Below are 15,296 nucleotides of genomic sequence, written 5' to 3' on the forward strand. Positions count from 1 at the left end.
ATGCATATCGTCGTCTGCATCAAACAGGTGCCGGACAGCGCGCAGATCCGCGTCCATCCGGTGACCAACACGATCATGCGGCAGGGCGTGCCGACGATCATCAACCCCTATGACCTGTTCGCGCTGGAAGAGGCGCTGCGGCTGCGCGACCGCCACGGCGGCGCGGTGACCGTGCTGACCATGGGCCCGCCCACTGCCGAGCAGGCGCTGCGCAAGGCACTCACCTTCGGCGCCGATCGTGCGGTGCTGCTGACCGATCGCTATTTCGCCGGATCGGACACGCTGGCGACCAGCTATGCCCTGTCGATGGCGCTAGGCCGCATCGCAGCCGATTTCGGCGCGCCCGAGATCATCTTCACCGGCAAGCAGACCATCGACGGCGATACCGCCCAGGTCGGCCCGGGGATCGCCAAGCGGTTGCGCTACAACCAGCTGACCTATGTCTCGTCGATCGTCGACGTGGCAGCGGACCGCGGTCGCATTACCGTCGAGCGCCGCGCCGAGGGAGGAACCCAGACGCTCGACACCGCGCTGCCGGTGCTGATCACGATGCTGGAGGCGACCAACGAAATGCGCCGCGGCACGCTCGACAATGCGCTGCGCGCCGCGCGGCAGGAGATCCTGACCTGGAATGCCGCCGATGTCGGCATCGCCGATCTCCTCAAATGCGGGCTGCGCGGCTCGCCGACCATCGTGAAGAAGGTCTTCGCGCCTACCGCGCGCGCGGAAAAGGCCGAGATCGTGACGGCGGAGGGCGGCCCCGCCGCGCTCGCCGAGGCGACGATCGCCGGGATCTTCGCGCGCGCGCCTGCGGTCGAGGCCGATCTCTACGCGTTCGCGCGGCAAGCATGAGGGAGAAGCGACATGGCTGAAGCGACACCTCCTCCGGCAAGCCGGGCCGGCACCAAGAAGGCGCTGCCGGAGAAGTTCCAGAACTATCGCCATGTCTGGGTGGCGATGGAGCTGGAGCATGGCCAGGTCCACAGCGTCTCGTACGAGCTGCTCGGCGAAGGGCGCAAGCTGGCCGACAAGCGCGGTGTCGAACTGGCGGCGGTGGTGATGGGCGACAGCCGCGAGGCGCTGCACCGGGCGGCGACGAACGCCTTCGAGTTCGGCGCGGACAAGGTCTATCTGGTCTGCGATCCGGTGCTCGCACACTACCGCAACGAAGTCGCCACCAAGGCGCTGACCGATCTGGTCAACCGCTACCAGCCCGAGATCCTGCTGCTCGGCGCCACCAATCTCGGCCGCGACCTGGCCGGATCGGTCGCGACGACGCTGGAGACCGGCCTCACCGCCGATTGCACCGAACTGGCGATCGACGAGGAAGGCTCGCTCGCGGCGACGCGGCCGACCTTCGGCGGCTCGCTGCTGTGCACGATCTTCACGCTCAACTTCCGGCCGCAAATGGCGACGGTGCGCCCGCGCGTGCTCGCGATGCCCGAGCCGGTGCCCGGCCGCACCGGCACCATCGTCGAGCACCCGCTGGAGCTCGCCGAAGACGATATCGTCACCAAGGTGGTGCACTTCGTCGCCGATCGGGATTCGGACAAGGCGCAGCTCGCCTATGCCGATATCGTCGTCGCCGGCGGGCTGGGGCTGCAATCGGCCGAGAATTTCCAGCTGGTGAAGCAACTCGCCGAGGTGCTCGGCGCCGAATATGGCGGCTCGCGGCCGCTCGTGCAGAAGGGCTGGATCACCGCCGACCGCCAGATCGGCCAGACCGGCAAGACGATCCGCCCGCGGCTCTACATCGCCGCGGGCATCTCCGGCGCGATCCAGCACCGCGTCGGCGTCGAGGGCGCCGACCTGATCGTGGCGATCAACACCGATCCGAACGCGCCGATCTTCGAGTTCGCGCATCTCGGCATCGTCGCCGACGCGGTGACGCTGCTGCCGGCGCTGACCGAGGCGTTCGCGCGCCGGCTCTCGGTCAACCGGCTGGCAGGATAGGAGAGGGCAGATGATCGACGAACGCTTCGACGCGATCGTGGTGGGGGCGGGCCCGTCGGGCAACGCCGCTGCCTATGTCATGGCCAAGGAGGGGCTGAAGGTCCTCCAGATCGAGCGCGGGGAATATTCGGGCTCGAAGAACGTGCAGGGCGCGATCCTCTATGCCGATGCGCTGGAGCGGATCATGCCCGATTTCCGCGACGACGCGCCGCTCGAGCGCCATGTCGTAGAGCAGCGCATCTGGACGATGGACGACCGCAGCCATACCGGCGTCCATTATCGCTCGGACGACTTCAACGAGGAGAAGCCCAACCGCTACACGATCCTGCGCGCGCAGTTCGACAAGTGGTTCAGCCGCCGCGTCCAGCAGGCCGGCGCAATCGTGCTGTGCGAGACGACGGTGACCGAACTGGTCAAGGACGGCCAGGATCGGGTGATCGGCGTGCGCACTGATCGGACGGGCGGGGCGATCTTCGCCGATGTGGTGATCCTGGCCGAAGGCGTGAACGGGCTGGTCGGCCAGCGTTCGGGGCTCCGGCCGGAGGTGGCGCCCGAGTCGGTCGCGCTGGCGGTCAAGGAAATGCACTTCCTGCCGCGCGAGACGATCGAGGCGCGCTTCAACCTCTCCGGCAACGAAGGCGTGGTGATCGAGGCGATGGGCACGATCACCAAGGGCATGGCGGGTACCGGCTTTCTCTACACCAACGAGGAATCGATCTCGGTCGGCATCGGCTGCATCGTCGCCGATTTCGCCGAGGGCGAGGTGACGCCCTATGCGCTGCTCGACGCGTTCAAGAACCATCCGAGCATCCGGCCGCTGCTCGCCGGCTCCGAGATCAAGGAATATGCCGCGCACCTGATCCCCGAGGGCGGCTACAAGGCGATGCCGCAACTGGTGGGCGATGGATGGATCGTCGTCGGCGATGCCGGCCAGTTCGTCAACGCGGTGCACCGCGAGGGATCGAACCTGGCGATGACCACCGGGCGGGTCGCGGCCGAGACGGTGGCGTGGCTGAAGCGCCGGCGCGAGCCGCTCGATGCCGTATGCCTCGCCGAATATACCCGCCGGCTCGCCGACAGCTTCGTGATGAAGGACCTCAAGAAATATCGCGGCATCCCGGCGCTGCTCCACCACAACAAGCGGACCTTTTTCGGCCTCTACCCGCAGCTGATCAGCAAGGCGGCGCAGACCTGGCTGCGCGTCGACGGGGTCGACAAGGTGAGCAAGGAGAAGGCCATCCTGCGCTCGTTCCGCGAGGGACGCAGCCTGTTCGGGATGATCGGCGACGCACTCAAACTGGCGAGGGCATGGCGATGACGACGATGACGCAGACGAACGCCCCGCAGGGCAGGGTCGAGGAAAAGCTGTACCAGAACCGCTACGTCGTCGATTCCGGGCGGCCGCACATCCGGATCCGGCCGCACCAGACGCCGTCCAAGGCGCTGCTCGCGATGACGCGGCTGTGCCCGGCGGGATGCTACAGCCTGAGCGATGCGGGCCAGGTGGAGATCAGCCCGGATGGCTGCGTCGAATGCGGCACCTGCCGGATCGTCACGGCCAAGGGCGGCGAGATCGAGTGGAACTATCCGCGGGGCGGTTTCGGCGTTCTCTACAAGTTCGGATGATGATGCGCACCGCCGCGATCCTTGAAGCCGGACAGCGTGATTGGAGCGGCGCGCTCGGCCTGGCGGCGCGACTGCTCCGCACCTTGCCGTCTTTGCACGCAAACAAGATCCAATATCGCGCCCGACTCGTTGCGAGCGCATGGATTCTATGTCAGTCTCATGACTGCACTACGCAATTCCCGACCCACAATAACCAGGGGTACGGCACAGCTGGAGAGGCTGCTCTGCGGGCGGGAGGTAGGCAGCATGGCAGATGTGCGGGCCGCGAACCGGCTCATGGGGAATTCTGACGGCAGGCTGGCTCGCGCGACGCGGGTGCGAGCCGACATCGCATTGCGGGGGATCTTCGAGATATCGAAGTTCCTGGTCACGCCCGATCGGCTGGAGACCAAGCTGGCGAACGTGCTCACGTTGCTGTCGAGCTTTCTCGACATGCATCACGGCATCGTCGCGCTGGTCGACGAGCAGGGCAACCCGCACATGGTGGTCGGCATCGGCTGGCGCGAGGAACAGGCTGCGGCCTATTTCGGGCGGTTGCCTGAGCGCGCGGTGGGGCAGATCGTCGCCACCAAGATGCCGGTGGTGATCGAGAATGTCGCGACCAACCCGCTGTTCCGCGGCTGGCAGGCGGCCGAGCCGCTGCCGCCCGGCGTCACCCGCCGCTCGTTCCTGGGCGTGCCGATCAAGGACCGCGACCGGGTGATCGGCACGCTGACGATCGAGCAGCTGTGGCGCGAGGAAATGCCCTATCACGCGGTCGACGAGGATGTCCGCTTCCTTACCATGGTCGCCAATCTGCTCGGCCAGACGGTGCGGCTGATGGAGATCGTCGGGCGCGATCGCGAGCGGCTGATGGCCGAGCAGACCCGGCTGGAGAAGGAATTGTCCGACCGGCCGCGGGCAGGCGGGGCCGAGCCGGGCGCGCGCGGCATCGTCGGCAGGAGCCCGGCGCTGCTCGCGGTGCTCGACAAGATCAAGATCGCGGCGCGCAGCCATTCCACCGTGCTGCTGCGCGGCGAATCCGGTACGGGCAAGGAGCTGTTCGCGCGCGCGACGCACGATTTCTCCCCGCGGCGATCGGGGCCGTTCGTCAAGCTGAACTGCGGCGCGCTGCCCGAAAGCGTGCTCGAATCCGAGCTGTTCGGGCATGAGAAGGGGGCCTTCACCGGCGCGGTCAACCAGCGCAAGGGGCGGTTCGAACTGGCCGATGGCGGCACGCTGTTCCTCGACGAGATCGGCGAGATCTCGCCGGCCTTCCAGGTCAAGCTGCTGCGCGTGCTGCAGGAAGGCGAGTTCGAGCGCGTCGGCGGCACCCGCACGATCAAGGTGAACGTCCGCCTGGTCTGCGCGACCAACCGCAACCTCGAAGAGGCGGTGGCCAAGGGTGAGTTCCGGGCCGATCTCTACTATCGGATCTGCGTGATCTCGATCCAGCTGCCGCCGCTGCGCGCGCGCCGCGAAGATATCCCGCTGCTGGCCGAGGAGTTCCTCCGCCGCTTCGACGAGGAGCATGAGACGCGGCACGACCTGCAGCCTTCGGCCTTCGCGATCCTCGATCGCTGCTATTTCCCCGGCAACGTCCGCGAGCTGGAGAACTGCATCCGGCGGACGGCGTCGCTGTCGCGCGCGGCGTGCATCACCGACGACGATTTCGCCTGCCGGCACGACGAGTGCCTCTCGGCGACGCTGTGGAAGGGCGCGATCGACACCTCGTTCAACATCGTCACGCCGCAGATCCCGCGTCCGCTGCCGGCTGCGCCTGCCAGCCCGCCACCGGCGCAGGCTAGTCCACCCGCGGAGATGGACGGCGGCGATTTCGACAAGATCGGGCGCGAGCAGCTCGTCCAGGCGATGGAGCGCAGCGGCTGGGTGCAGGCGCGCGCGGCACGGCTGCTCAAGCTCACCCCGCGCCAGATCGGCTATGCGCTGCGCAAGCACGGGATCGAAGTGAAGAAGTTCTGACCCGCCGGGCGGCGACCCGACACGGCAATGTCGGCTTTGCGACACGCAGAGGCGCCCGCTTTGTCCCGGTTTTCAGCGCCTTGCCCGACCGCTGCCGCATGGCACGCATCCTGCAGAGCATCCGGTGACGCGAGCCGGAGACATGCAATGGCCTACAAGATCATCGCTTCGCAGTGCACCGGATGCAGTGCCTGCGAGTTCGAATGCCCCAATGCGGCGATTTCGATGAAGGGCGACACCTTCATCATCGACCCCAAGAAATGCACCGAATGCGACGGCATCTTCGATGCGCCCAAGTGCGACGAGGTGTGCCCGGTGCCGAAGACCTGCGTTCCGGCCTGACGGCGGGTGCCATGGAACCCGATGAGGAGGCGGACCCGCTCGACTGGCGCGGCCGCCCCGTCCGTTGCCGCGAGTGCGCGCACCTCACGCTTAACCGCGAGGGGCTGTGCGCCAAGGGGCGTGCCTGCATCCGCGATCGGCGGGCGCGGCGGGTCGAGCGCTTCCTGTCGGGCCACCGGGGTTTGGCCGATGCGTATCTCGACCATCCCTATTTCGAGGTCCGCGCCGCGGCGGCACGCTATGCCAGCATCTTCCGCCTGCCGGCGCTGCTCGACGATCCCGAGCCCGAGGTGCGCGGCGCCGCGGCCGCGCGGCTGCCGCTCGATCGGATCGGCGCGCTGGCGGAGGATCCCGAGATTCATGTCCGCCTGGTCGTCGCGCACCGCATCGCGGGGAATGCGCTGGTCGCGATGCTGAGCGATCCTGCCTATCAGGTCCGGCTCGCGGTCGTGCGGCGGATGCCGTCCGACCTGCTGCCGCTGGTGATGCGCGATCCCGATCCCGAGGTGCGCACCTGGGTAGCGCGGCGGCTGCCGGTCGGCTGCCTGCCGGACATGGCGTTCGACGCCGATCCGCTGGTGCGGCTGGAAGTGGCGCAGCGGCTGCCGCTCGCCCAGCTGCACCTGCTCGCGCAGGACAGCGACCTGCGCGTCCGCTTCGCCGTTGCCGAGCGGATCGCCGAGGAGGAGCTGGCGCCGTTCCTGCACGATGCCGAGCCGCTGATCCGCGAAGTGGCGCGCGAGCGGATCGCGCGGGTGCCGGCGCTCGCGGCGCGGCTGCTGGGCGTGGCGACCATCCTGCCATTTCACGGGGCCGATACGGCCGAACGAAGGGACGAGCGATGAAGGTGATGATCCGCCGCGGCGACACCGGGCTTTCCGCCTATGTGCCCAAGAAGGACCTGGAAGAGCCGATCGTCGAGGTCGAGCGCGGCGAGGCGCTGTGGGGCGGCTGGGTGCGGCTGGCCAATGGCTGGATCCTCGAGCTGCCCGACATGGCGAGCGACACGCGGCTGCCGATCACGGTGAACGCCCGCAAGCGCGGCGGGGAGGAAGCATGATGGCGACGCTGGTGGAAAGCCGCGCCGATCCGCAGGCGCAGCTCGCCGCGGTTCGCGAAGCACTCGTGGCGCGGCGGCTGGTGCCCTATCTGGGCCCCGAGGTGGCGGCGCTGGCGGGGGCGAGCGTGCCGACTACGCCCGAGGCGCTGGCCGATTTCTTCGGCGCCAAGGTCGCGCTGCCGCGTCGCGCCAGGGGCAATGCCTGGGCGGCGGCGCAGCATATCGAGAGCTACCGACACCGCAGCACCGTCTCCGCGCTGATGGCGGAGGCATTCGCGCCGCCACCGGTGCGGCATCCGCTGCATGCGTGGCTGGCGGGCCTTGGCCTGCCGTTGATCGTCGACAGCTGGTATGGTGGCGAGATGCGCGCCGCGCTTACCGGGCGGGAGGACTGGGCTGAGGTGCAGGGGATCACCCGCGCAGGCATCGGCGAGGATCGCTGGTTCCGCTTCTATGGCCCGGACGGGGCACCACTCGCGGCCGAGGAAGCCGAAGCGCGCCCGACGATCCTGTATGCGCCGCACGGCAGCGCGCAGCCCGCGGGCAATTTCCTGATCTCCGATGCCGACTATGTCGAGGTGCTGACCGAGATCGATATCCAGACCCCGATCCCCGAGGTGGTCAAGCATCGCCGCACCGGCATGGGATTCCTGTTCCTCGGCTGTCGCTTCCACGACCAGCTGCTGCGCACCTACGCACGCCAGCTGATGAAGCGTTCGGGTGGCACCCATCATGCCGTCGTCCAGCGCGATGCGCTGACTCGCAACGAACTGCGCTTCCTCGACGAGCAGGGGATCGAAGCGATCGACCTGCCGCTTGCCGATGCGCTGGCGGCACTGCTGGCATGACGCAGTGCGACACTCTGTCGCGTTCGCAACATTGCGCGATGCGCGACATCCGACAGCGTGCGTCTAACCCGCTGTAAATACTGGCCGGATCGGCTTGGCACGGCGGTTGCTATGCATGCTGCACGAAGCGGGGCCTCTCCCGACCACCCGCGGGAGCAAGAGGAGCGAGCGAATGACCGATACAGCGCTGCACGACGCCGGAACGCCCGATCTCGGCGCCATCCTCCAGAAGGTGGCGGAGCACAAGGGCTGCGGCACCGAGGGCGGCAGCGGCAAGGCGAGCTGCGGCTCCTCGGCCGGCCCGGCCGACATGGATCCGGCGATCTGGGAGAAGGTGAAGAACCACCCCTGCTACAGCGAGGAAGCGCATCATCATTATGCCCGGATGCACGTCGCCGTCGCGCCGGCCTGCAACATCCAGTGCAACTACTGCAACCGCAAATATGACTGCGCCAATGAGAGCCGCCCCGGCGTCGTCTCCGAGCGGCTGACGCCCGAGCAGGCCACCAAGAAGGTGCTCGCCGTCGCCTCGACCATCCCGCAGATGACGGTGCTCGGCATCGCCGGGCCAGGCGACCCGCTGGCCAACCCGGCCAAGACCTTCAAGACCTTCGAGATGATCCACAAGGCCGCGCCGGACATCAAATTGTGCCTGTCGACCAACGGCCTCGCGCTGCCCGACTGGATCGACGAGATCGCGAAATACAACGTCGATCACGTCACGATCACGATCAACATGGTCGATCCCGAGATCGGCCAGCACATCTATCCGTGGATCTTCTGGGAGCACAAGCGCGTCACTGGATACGAGGCGGCCAAGATCCTCAGCGAGCGCCAGCTGCGCGGGCTGGAGATGCTCACCGAGCGCGGCATCCTCGCCAAGATCAACTCGGTGATGATCCCCGGCATCAACGACCAGCACCTGGTGGAGGTGAACCGGGCGGTGAAGTCGCGCGGCGCCTTCCTCCACAACATCATGCCGCTGATCTCGGCGCCCGAGCACGGCACCGTCTTCGGCCTCAATGGCCAGCGCGGGCCGACCGCGCAGGAGCTCAAGGCGCTGCAGGATGCCTGCGAGGGCGAAATGAACATGATGCGCCACTGCCGCCAGTGCCGCGCCGACGCGGTCGGCCTGCTCGGCGAGGACCGCTCGGCCGAATTCACCACCGACAAGATCATGGAGATGGAGGTCGAATACGACGCCGCCGGGCGCAAGGCCTATCAGCAGGCGGTCGAGCAGGAACGCGTCGCCAAGGTCGAGGCGAAGAAGGAGGAGCTCGAGACGCTCGCCCGGATCGCCAGCAACCTCAAGCTGCTCGTCGCCGTCGCGACCAAGGGCCACGGCGTGATCAACGAGCATTTCGGCCATGCCAAGGAGTTCCAGATCTACGAGCTCTCGACCGCAGGCGCCAAGTTCGTCGGCCATCGCCGCGTCGATCTCTATTGCCAGGGCGGCTATGGCGAGGAGGACAGCCTCGACACGATCATCAAGGCGATCAACGATTGCCATGCGGTGTTCGTCGCCAAGATCGGCGGCTGCCCCAAGGCCGACCTCACCGCCGCCGGGATCGAGCCCGTCGATGCCTATGCGCACGAGTTCATCGAGAAGTCCGCGATCGCCTGGTTCCGCGACTATGTCGCCAAGGTCGAGGCGGGCGACGTCGTCCATACCGAGCGCGGCGACGCTGCGATCCGGCAGGGCGCGCTGATCAACGCGGCCTGAGCGGGGAGGGGGCGCCATGCCGTACAAGATCGTCGCCGCACAGTGCACCAACTGCTCCGCGTGCGAGGCTGAATGCCCGAACATGGCGATCGCTGAGGTGGGCACCACCTTCGTGATCGACCCCGCCAAATGTACCGAGTGCGTCGGCCATTTCGACGTGCCGCAATGCGTCGCGGTCTGCCCGGTGGACGACACCTGCATCCTCGACACGCGATTGCCGCGCTATCAAGCCAGCCAGGGGACGGCATCATGACCTTCACGATCACGCGATCGGCGCAACGCTTCATGCGGCTGATGCTCCTCGCCGACGGGCAGCAGGGATGGGGCTTCCGCCTCGCCGTCAAGCCCGGCGGCTGCTCGGGACTGAGCGCGGAGGTTGCGGTTGCCCCTGTGCCCGCCGCGAACGAGGCCGCGCTCGTCGTCGACGGCATCCCGCTGTTCGTGAACGCCGAGAGCCGCATTCTGCTCGACGGGGTCACGATCGACTTCGCCGACACGCCGGCCTCGACCGGGCTGGTGTTCCACGATCCCAAACAGGTCGCGTGCGGCAGCCACGCGCCGGCGAGCGCCTGATGGCCAGGCCGCGCTCCGTGCCCCTGCCGGAATTCGAGGAGTCGATCCTGGCCAGCCCGCTGCTGGGGGGCGGATTGCCGGCCGAGGCGCAGCACCATCTCGACCGCGCGGCGGCGACCTATGCGCTGGGCGACGTCGCCGAAACGCATCTCGACGCCGCGGAGAGCCTCGCGCCCGATCATGCCGCAGTGCTGATCGCGCGCTACCGCTTCTATTTCTACAAGGGGCGGCTGGAGGAGGCATGGCACGTCGCCTGCGCCTGTATCGGCAAGGCGATGCGGCTCAACCTGCTCGGCGAGGACTGGCGCGCCGTCCGCCGCGGCGACGCGGCCTTCGAGGATTGGGGGGCGCTCCAGGCGCGGTTCTTCCTCTTCTCGCTTAAGGGCTATGCCTATCTGTCGATGCGGCTGGGCCGGACCGAGGAAGGCCGACGCGCGGCGGAGAAGCTGCTCGAGCTGGACCCGCGCGACCGCATCGGCGCCCGGCTGCTGATCGACGTGCTCGACCGTGCCGAGCTGGACCATGACTGACCCGCGCGCCCGTGAAGCCGCGCAACGCCGGGAGTGGCGGCAATGACCGCGATCGTCCGCGACAGCGAAGTGGTCGAGCTCGGCGGCCCGCCGGTGTTCCATTATGGCGACCGCGTGCGCGCGAAGCGCACGGTGCGCAATGACGGCACCTATGCCGGCAAGGAGATCGGCGACGTGCTCGTGAAGAAGGGAGAGGAGGGCTATGTCGTCTCGATCGGCACGTTCCTCCAGCAATTCTACATCTACGGCGTCGAGTTCCTCGACAGCGGCAACCGCGTCGGCATGAAGCGCAAGGAGCTCGACCGGGCAGAGGCGATCGACGAGGACGACCTGCCGCTGCCGGTGTCCATCGTTCCGGGGAGGGTAGCATGATCCAGCCGCGAAAGCCGCGCTACGACTGGGGGATGCGGGTGCTCGCGGCCGCCGACCTGATCAACGACGGCAGCTTCCCCGAACAGCCCGTCGACGCGCTGCTCGTTGCCGCGGGCACCGAAGGCGAGATCGTCAACATCGGCATGCAGAGCGAGGCGAACCTGCCCATCTATCTCGTCGAGTTCGGCCCGGACCGCGTCGTCGGCTGCTTCGAGGAGGAGATCGTGCCGTGCCGCTAGCAATGCCGCTCGCCGCCTGGAATGCCGTCCAGCCACGGCACCCCAACGAACTCGATCTGCGGCGCATCCGCCGCGCGCTCGAACGACGCGTGCGCTACCGCTATGTCGAGCCCAGCGTGGTGCCGCATCAGGACGGCTACCGCGTGGAGTCGCCCTGCTGCTCGCGCACCGTCGACCCCGACGGCGGCGTGATCGACATCGCCCTGATCCGCTGGCTGCCCGGGCCGGGATGCTGGTGGCTCTATTCGCGCGACCATGTCCATGGCGACTGGCAGCCGGAGCTGCCGTTCGAACGACTGGCCGATCTGCTAGACCTGCTCGTCACCGACCCCGATCGGATCTTCTGGCAATGACCCTGACCCTGGCCGAGATCGTCGAGATCGAGAATGTGCTGGCAGCGCAACCGAGCCCGGCACCGACCGACGCGCTGCGGACCTTGCGGGACCGGCTCGCGGGACGGCGCGTCCTGCTGTGCGACGCCGCCGATGTGAACGAGGCGCCGTTCCGCAGCTTTGGCGCGGTCGACGTCCATCTGCTCGACACGCGCGAACATTGCGTCACGGTCACTGCTGACCTGCGCCACGCGACCGGCGTGTTGCTCGCCACGCGGGAGCAGCCATGACCCGGCGGCTCTCCACCGTCGTCGAGGAACCGGTCGAGGGCTGGATCCCGCTCAGCGACCCCGACCTGACCGCACGCGAGCTGGCCGCCGTCGACCGGGCGCTGCGCGGCACCCAGCTCGCCATGGGGGCGGGGGTGGCGCGATTCGAGGAGGCGTTTGCCGCCTATGCCGGCCGTCGCCATGCGGTCGCGGTAGCGAGCGCCGCGCTGGGGCTGCTGCTGGTGCTGGCGGCGAAGGGCATCGGCCCGGGCGACGAGGTGATCGTGCCCGCCCACGGCTTTCGCGAGACGGCGCACGCGGTGCTGCTTGGCGGCGCCCGGCCGGTATTCGCCGATATCGATTACTGGACGGGCAGCCTGGCGCCTTCGAAAGTGGAGCCGCGGATCACGCCGGCGACCCGCGCGATCCTCGCGGCGAACACCGCCGGCCATCCGGCCGCCTGGCCGGAACTCCGCGCGCTTGCCGATGCCCACGGCCTGTTCCTCATCGAGGATTCGAGCGAGGCGATCGGCTCGCGCCATGTTGCTGGGCCGGTCGGCAGCTTCGGCGACGTCGCGCTGTTCGACTTCGGCCAGCCGGGCACGATCTGCTGCGGCGAGGGCGGGATGGTGGTGACCGACGATGTCGATCTCGCCATGGCGGTGCGGCGCTTGCGGGCGCGCAGCCCCGACGAGCGCGGTTCGGTCTCCGCCGCCACGGCGGCGCCCTATCAGGCGGGGATGAGCGAGCTCACCGCGGCGCTGGGCTTGGCGCAGCTCGAGCGCATCGACGTGCTGCTCGAACGCCGCCGCCATGTGCAGGACGTCTATTTCAATTTCCTGCGCTCGTTCGAAGGCGTGAAGGATCCCTATGTCGCGCCCTATGCGGAACAGGTGAACTGGTTCCTCTACGTCGTGCATCTCGGCACGCGCTTCACCCGTTCGGCACGCGACCAGATCATCGAGGATCTGCGCACCGAAGCGATCGAGGCGGCGCCGTACAGCGTGCCGATCCACCTCCAGCGCCGCTACCGCGATCTCGGCTGGAAGAAGGGCGACCTGTTCGTGACCGAGAAGGTCGCCGATCGCGCCGTGGCGCTGCCGTTCCACGCGCATCTCAGCGAGGAGCAGATCGCCTTCGTCGTCGCCCGGCTGAAGGATGCCGCGACCAATGTCGGCGCCGGCACGCCCATCTATCTCTAGCCTGCAAGGAGCCCGATCATGTCGCTCGTCACCATTCGTCCCTCGGGCCGCAGCTTCGATGCCGCGGCGGGAACCACGCTGCTCGCCGCGATCCTCGCCGCCGACGAGAGCATCCGCCACAATTGCGACGGCAAGGCGACCTGCGGGACGTGCCACATCTTCGTCCAGCAGGGGCGCAAGGGCGTGTCGAAGATCGGGTCGCTGGAGAATGAGAAGCTCGACAGCATCGTCGGCGTCGGCTCCAAGTCGCGGCTGGCGTGCCAGGCGACGGTGCTGGGCACCGAAGACATCGAGATCGAGCTGCTCGGATTTTCGTCCGGCTTTTGAGCGTGCGTGCCCGCTACGCCGCGCGTCTATCGTGCGGGAGCTGCCCTGGGGCGGCGGGCAGAACGGTCAGGACGGCTCGCGCAGATAGGCGAGGCACATCCGCGCCAGCTCGCGCTTGAGCGGCTCCCAATCGTAGTTGCGTGCCGATTCCGCGGTCGATCCGAGGTGGAGTTCGCGCGCGAGCGTCGCGAAGATGATGTGATAGGCGGAGTCCGCCTTAAGGGCCGCATCGCCGCCGATCTCGCTGGCGAAGCGCAGCATCGCGCGATTGGCGCCCGCCGCGGATCGGTCGGCGACCTGTTTGCCGGGGGCTGAAATCAGCGGATCGAAGGCGGCGCGGCGCATCGCCAGCCGCAACAGCGGCGCGTTGACGCGCAGCACCTCGGCATATTCATCGACGTAGCGCGGCACGAATTCGCCGAGATTCCGGGCCTCGTCCGCCAGCCGCTCGAACATCGTCTCTTCGGCGGAGACGATTTCTTCCAGCGCTTCGCAGATCACCGCGCGGACCAGATTCTCCTTGGATTCGAAGCGGAGGTAGATCGAGCCGATCGAGACGTTGCCGCGCTGGCTCACCTCGATCAGCGTGAATTCCTCATCCCCCCGCTCGAGCATCAGCGCCCGCGCCGCGGCGAACATGCGCTCGTACGACGCCTTGCTGCGCCCCTGCTGCGGCACGCGGCCCACCTGCTCCACGGCAAGGGAGGAACGCGGCTTCTTCTTGGTCGACTGGCTTGACATTGCGTTGAGACAAACCCTATCAAAATAGGAACGTCAATTCTAATTGTCATGGGCTTCGAATCAATCGCCCAGGCAGCTTTGGGAGAGTGTCCATGCGCTTCTCGGTATTCCTGAATGCTCGATCGACGAGCCCCGACCAGGACGGCCGGCTTATCACCGACCTGATCGATCATTCGGACCGGGCAGCGGCAGCGGGCTTCGACGCCATTTTCATGCCGGACCACCACTTCAACGGCTATATGCCGGTGGCGAGCGACAGCTTCATCCTGGCGGGCTATCTCGCCGCCAAGCACCCCGATCTCCATTTTGGCTTCTCGGTGGTGTCGGTACCGCTGCACCACCCGGTGCGCTTCGCCGAGCGGGTGAGCATCCTCGACCATCTGACCAAGGGCAAGCTGCTGGTCGGCGTCGGATCGGGCACGACGCCCGAGGAAATGATCGGCTTCGCGGTCAACTACAAGGATGCGGGCGCGATCGCGGAGAAGAACCTGGCGCTGGCCGAGGCGCTATGGGCCAAGCAGATGGACGATCCGGCGATCGAGATCGACAACGGCCCGCACCAGGGCCGCGTGCTGCAGCGGATCACCCCGGCGCCGTACGGCGAGAAGCACGCCCGGCTGATGCCGGTGGCGATGAAGGAAAGCAGCGCGCGGCGCGCGGCGGTCAATGGCTGGCCGGCGTTCATCCCCGCCTTCACCCCGCCGCAGATCTACGGCACCGAGCCCTACACCCATGTGAAGAAGTATTTCGACACGTACAAAGCCATGCTGCTGGAGGCCGGGCATGCCGACGCGGTGATCGCCGAGGCGCTGAGCTGGAGCACCCATAGCTACCAGTGCGTCCATCTCGCCGAGACCGACGAACAGGCCCGCGAGGAGCTGGAGATCATCCTCCAGGGCTATCAGGACGCGGTCGATCGCGAGAACGAGTTCAACCGCCGCGCGGAAGCCGGCGAGGCGAACAAGAAGACCGACGTCAACATCAGCGCGCTGCACGAAGGCTGGATCGGCACCTGGTGCCTCTACGGCTCGCCCGAAACGGTGATCGAGCATCTGCGGCCCTATGCCGAGCTCGGCATCGGCAACATCCTGTGCGGCACCACCACCGGCCCGCTCACCGAGCAGCGGCTGGCATTCGCCAACCAGACGCTCGACCTGCTGTCGCGCCAGGTGATGCCCGCGTTCAAGGGGCGCTGAG

21 protein-coding genes are annotated in these 15,296 nt (G+C 67.7%); 20 read left to right on the forward strand and 1 reads right to left on the reverse strand.

The annotated features are described in order from the left end of the window. The 19 genes from SAZ01S_RS00705 to SAZ01S_RS00795 all read left to right on the forward strand — a co-directional run bounded on the left by SAZ01S_RS00705 (window position 1) and on the right by SAZ01S_RS00795 (window position 13,358). Window positions 1–852 carry an electron transfer flavoprotein subunit beta/FixA family protein gene (locus SAZ01S_RS00705; RefSeq protein WP_084579043.1) on the forward strand — a complete coding sequence of 284 codons (852 nt, stop codon included), beginning with the start codon at window positions 1–3 and terminating at the stop codon, window positions 850–852. A gap of 12 nt (window positions 853–864) precedes the next feature. Next, window positions 865–1,953 (forward strand): electron transfer flavoprotein subunit alpha/FixB family protein, encoded by a 1,089-nt coding sequence (locus SAZ01S_RS00710; protein ID WP_084579045.1) that lies wholly within the window; start codon window positions 865–867, stop codon window positions 1,951–1,953. Between the two features lie 10 nt (window positions 1,954–1,963). Next, the gene (locus tag SAZ01S_RS00715; protein ID WP_084579047.1) at window positions 1,964–3,271 is read left to right on the forward strand and encodes an FAD-dependent oxidoreductase; all 1,308 of its coding nucleotides are present in this window, start codon (window positions 1,964–1,966) and stop codon (window positions 3,269–3,271) included. Next, window positions 3,262–3,579: a ferredoxin family protein gene (locus tag SAZ01S_RS00720; RefSeq protein ID WP_245824464.1), complete on the forward strand. Its 318-nt coding sequence runs from the start codon at window positions 3,262–3,264 to the stop codon at window positions 3,577–3,579. Before SAZ01S_RS00715 ends, SAZ01S_RS00720 begins: the two co-directional genes overlap by 10 nt. 246 nt (window positions 3,580–3,825) lie before the next feature. Further along, on the forward strand, window positions 3,826–5,541 hold the full coding sequence (nifA, locus tag SAZ01S_RS00725) for a nif-specific transcriptional activator NifA (RefSeq protein WP_084579049.1): 1,716 nt from the start codon (window positions 3,826–3,828) through the stop codon (window positions 5,539–5,541). 147 nt (window positions 5,542–5,688) lie between these two features. Further along, window positions 5,689–5,883, forward strand: coding sequence for a 4Fe-4S dicluster domain-containing protein (locus SAZ01S_RS00730; RefSeq protein ID WP_084579051.1), 195 nt, complete (start codon window positions 5,689–5,691; stop codon window positions 5,881–5,883). 11 nt (window positions 5,884–5,894) lie between these two features. Then, window positions 5,895–6,728, forward strand: coding sequence for a 4Fe4S-binding leucine-rich repeat protein (locus tag SAZ01S_RS00735; protein ID WP_084579052.1), 834 nt, complete (start codon window positions 5,895–5,897; stop codon window positions 6,726–6,728). Then, complete coding sequence (gene nifT / locus SAZ01S_RS00740; RefSeq protein ID WP_084579054.1) at window positions 6,725–6,943, forward strand: putative nitrogen fixation protein NifT; 219 nt, start codon at window positions 6,725–6,727, stop codon at window positions 6,941–6,943. The genes SAZ01S_RS00735 and nifT overlap by 4 nt, the downstream gene beginning before the upstream one ends. Further along, a complete protein-coding gene (locus SAZ01S_RS00745) occupies window positions 6,940–7,791 on the forward strand; it encodes an SIR2 family protein (RefSeq protein ID WP_084579056.1) in 852 nt (283 codons plus the stop codon). Before nifT ends, SAZ01S_RS00745 begins: the two co-directional genes overlap by 4 nt. A gap of 172 nt (window positions 7,792–7,963) precedes the next feature. Next, window positions 7,964–9,514, forward strand: a complete 1,551-nt coding sequence (nifB, locus tag SAZ01S_RS00750) for a nitrogenase cofactor biosynthesis protein NifB (RefSeq protein WP_084579058.1) — start codon at window positions 7,964–7,966, stop codon at window positions 9,512–9,514. A gap of 16 nt (window positions 9,515–9,530) precedes the next feature. Beyond that, entirely contained in the window at window positions 9,531–9,767 is a 237-nt protein-coding gene (locus SAZ01S_RS00755; RefSeq protein ID WP_084579060.1) for a 4Fe-4S dicluster domain-containing protein, read from the forward strand. After that, complete coding sequence (locus tag SAZ01S_RS00760) at window positions 9,764–10,087, forward strand: HesB/IscA family protein (RefSeq protein WP_084579062.1); 324 nt, start codon at window positions 9,764–9,766, stop codon at window positions 10,085–10,087. Before SAZ01S_RS00755 ends, SAZ01S_RS00760 begins: the two co-directional genes overlap by 4 nt. Then, the gene (locus tag SAZ01S_RS00765; RefSeq protein WP_084579292.1) at window positions 10,087–10,617 is read left to right on the forward strand and encodes a hypothetical protein; all 531 of its coding nucleotides are present in this window, start codon (window positions 10,087–10,089) and stop codon (window positions 10,615–10,617) included. The genes SAZ01S_RS00760 and SAZ01S_RS00765 overlap by 1 nt, the downstream gene beginning before the upstream one ends. 42 nt (window positions 10,618–10,659) lie before the next feature. Next, complete coding sequence (locus SAZ01S_RS00770; RefSeq protein WP_084579064.1) at window positions 10,660–10,989, forward strand: nitrogen fixation protein NifZ; 330 nt, start codon at window positions 10,660–10,662, stop codon at window positions 10,987–10,989. Then, complete coding sequence (locus SAZ01S_RS00775) at window positions 10,986–11,228, forward strand: nitrogen fixation protein NifZ (protein WP_084579066.1); 243 nt, start codon at window positions 10,986–10,988, stop codon at window positions 11,226–11,228. Before SAZ01S_RS00770 ends, SAZ01S_RS00775 begins: the two co-directional genes overlap by 4 nt. Further along, the gene (locus tag SAZ01S_RS00780; RefSeq protein ID WP_245824465.1) at window positions 11,219–11,581 is read left to right on the forward strand and encodes a DUF3024 domain-containing protein; all 363 of its coding nucleotides are present in this window, start codon (window positions 11,219–11,221) and stop codon (window positions 11,579–11,581) included. Before SAZ01S_RS00775 ends, SAZ01S_RS00780 begins: the two co-directional genes overlap by 10 nt. After that, window positions 11,578–11,850 carry a hypothetical protein gene (locus tag SAZ01S_RS00785; protein ID WP_084579070.1) on the forward strand — a complete coding sequence of 91 codons (273 nt, stop codon included), beginning with the start codon at window positions 11,578–11,580 and terminating at the stop codon, window positions 11,848–11,850. The genes SAZ01S_RS00780 and SAZ01S_RS00785 overlap by 4 nt, the downstream gene beginning before the upstream one ends. After that, a complete protein-coding gene (locus SAZ01S_RS00790; protein ID WP_084579072.1) occupies window positions 11,847–13,031 on the forward strand; it encodes a DegT/DnrJ/EryC1/StrS family aminotransferase in 1,185 nt (394 codons plus the stop codon). Before SAZ01S_RS00785 ends, SAZ01S_RS00790 begins: the two co-directional genes overlap by 4 nt. Window positions 13,032–13,049: 18 nt before the next feature. Continuing rightward, window positions 13,050–13,358: a 2Fe-2S iron-sulfur cluster-binding protein gene (locus tag SAZ01S_RS00795; protein WP_084579073.1), complete on the forward strand. Its 309-nt coding sequence runs from the start codon at window positions 13,050–13,052 to the stop codon at window positions 13,356–13,358. Window positions 13,359–13,424: 66 nt separating this feature from the next. Here the strand turns inward: SAZ01S_RS00795 and SAZ01S_RS00800 are convergent, their stop codons facing one another. Further along, window positions 13,425–14,099 carry a TetR/AcrR family transcriptional regulator gene (locus SAZ01S_RS00800; RefSeq protein ID WP_084579075.1) on the reverse strand — a complete coding sequence of 225 codons (675 nt, stop codon included), beginning with the start codon at window positions 14,097–14,099 and terminating at the stop codon, window positions 13,425–13,427. A gap of 92 nt (window positions 14,100–14,191) precedes the next feature. Here SAZ01S_RS00800 and SAZ01S_RS00805 point away from each other — a divergent pair, with 92 nt between their 5' ends. Then, window positions 14,192–15,295, forward strand: coding sequence for an LLM class flavin-dependent oxidoreductase (locus SAZ01S_RS00805; protein ID WP_084579077.1), 1,104 nt, complete (start codon window positions 14,192–14,194; stop codon window positions 15,293–15,295). Window position 15,296: the final 1 nt, after the last annotated feature.

Origin of the sequence: Sphingomonas azotifigens NBRC 15497 (assembly GCF_002091475.1) — a bacterium.
GTDB classification, from domain to species: Bacteria; Pseudomonadota; Alphaproteobacteria; order Sphingomonadales; family Sphingomonadaceae; genus Sphingomonas; species Sphingomonas azotifigens.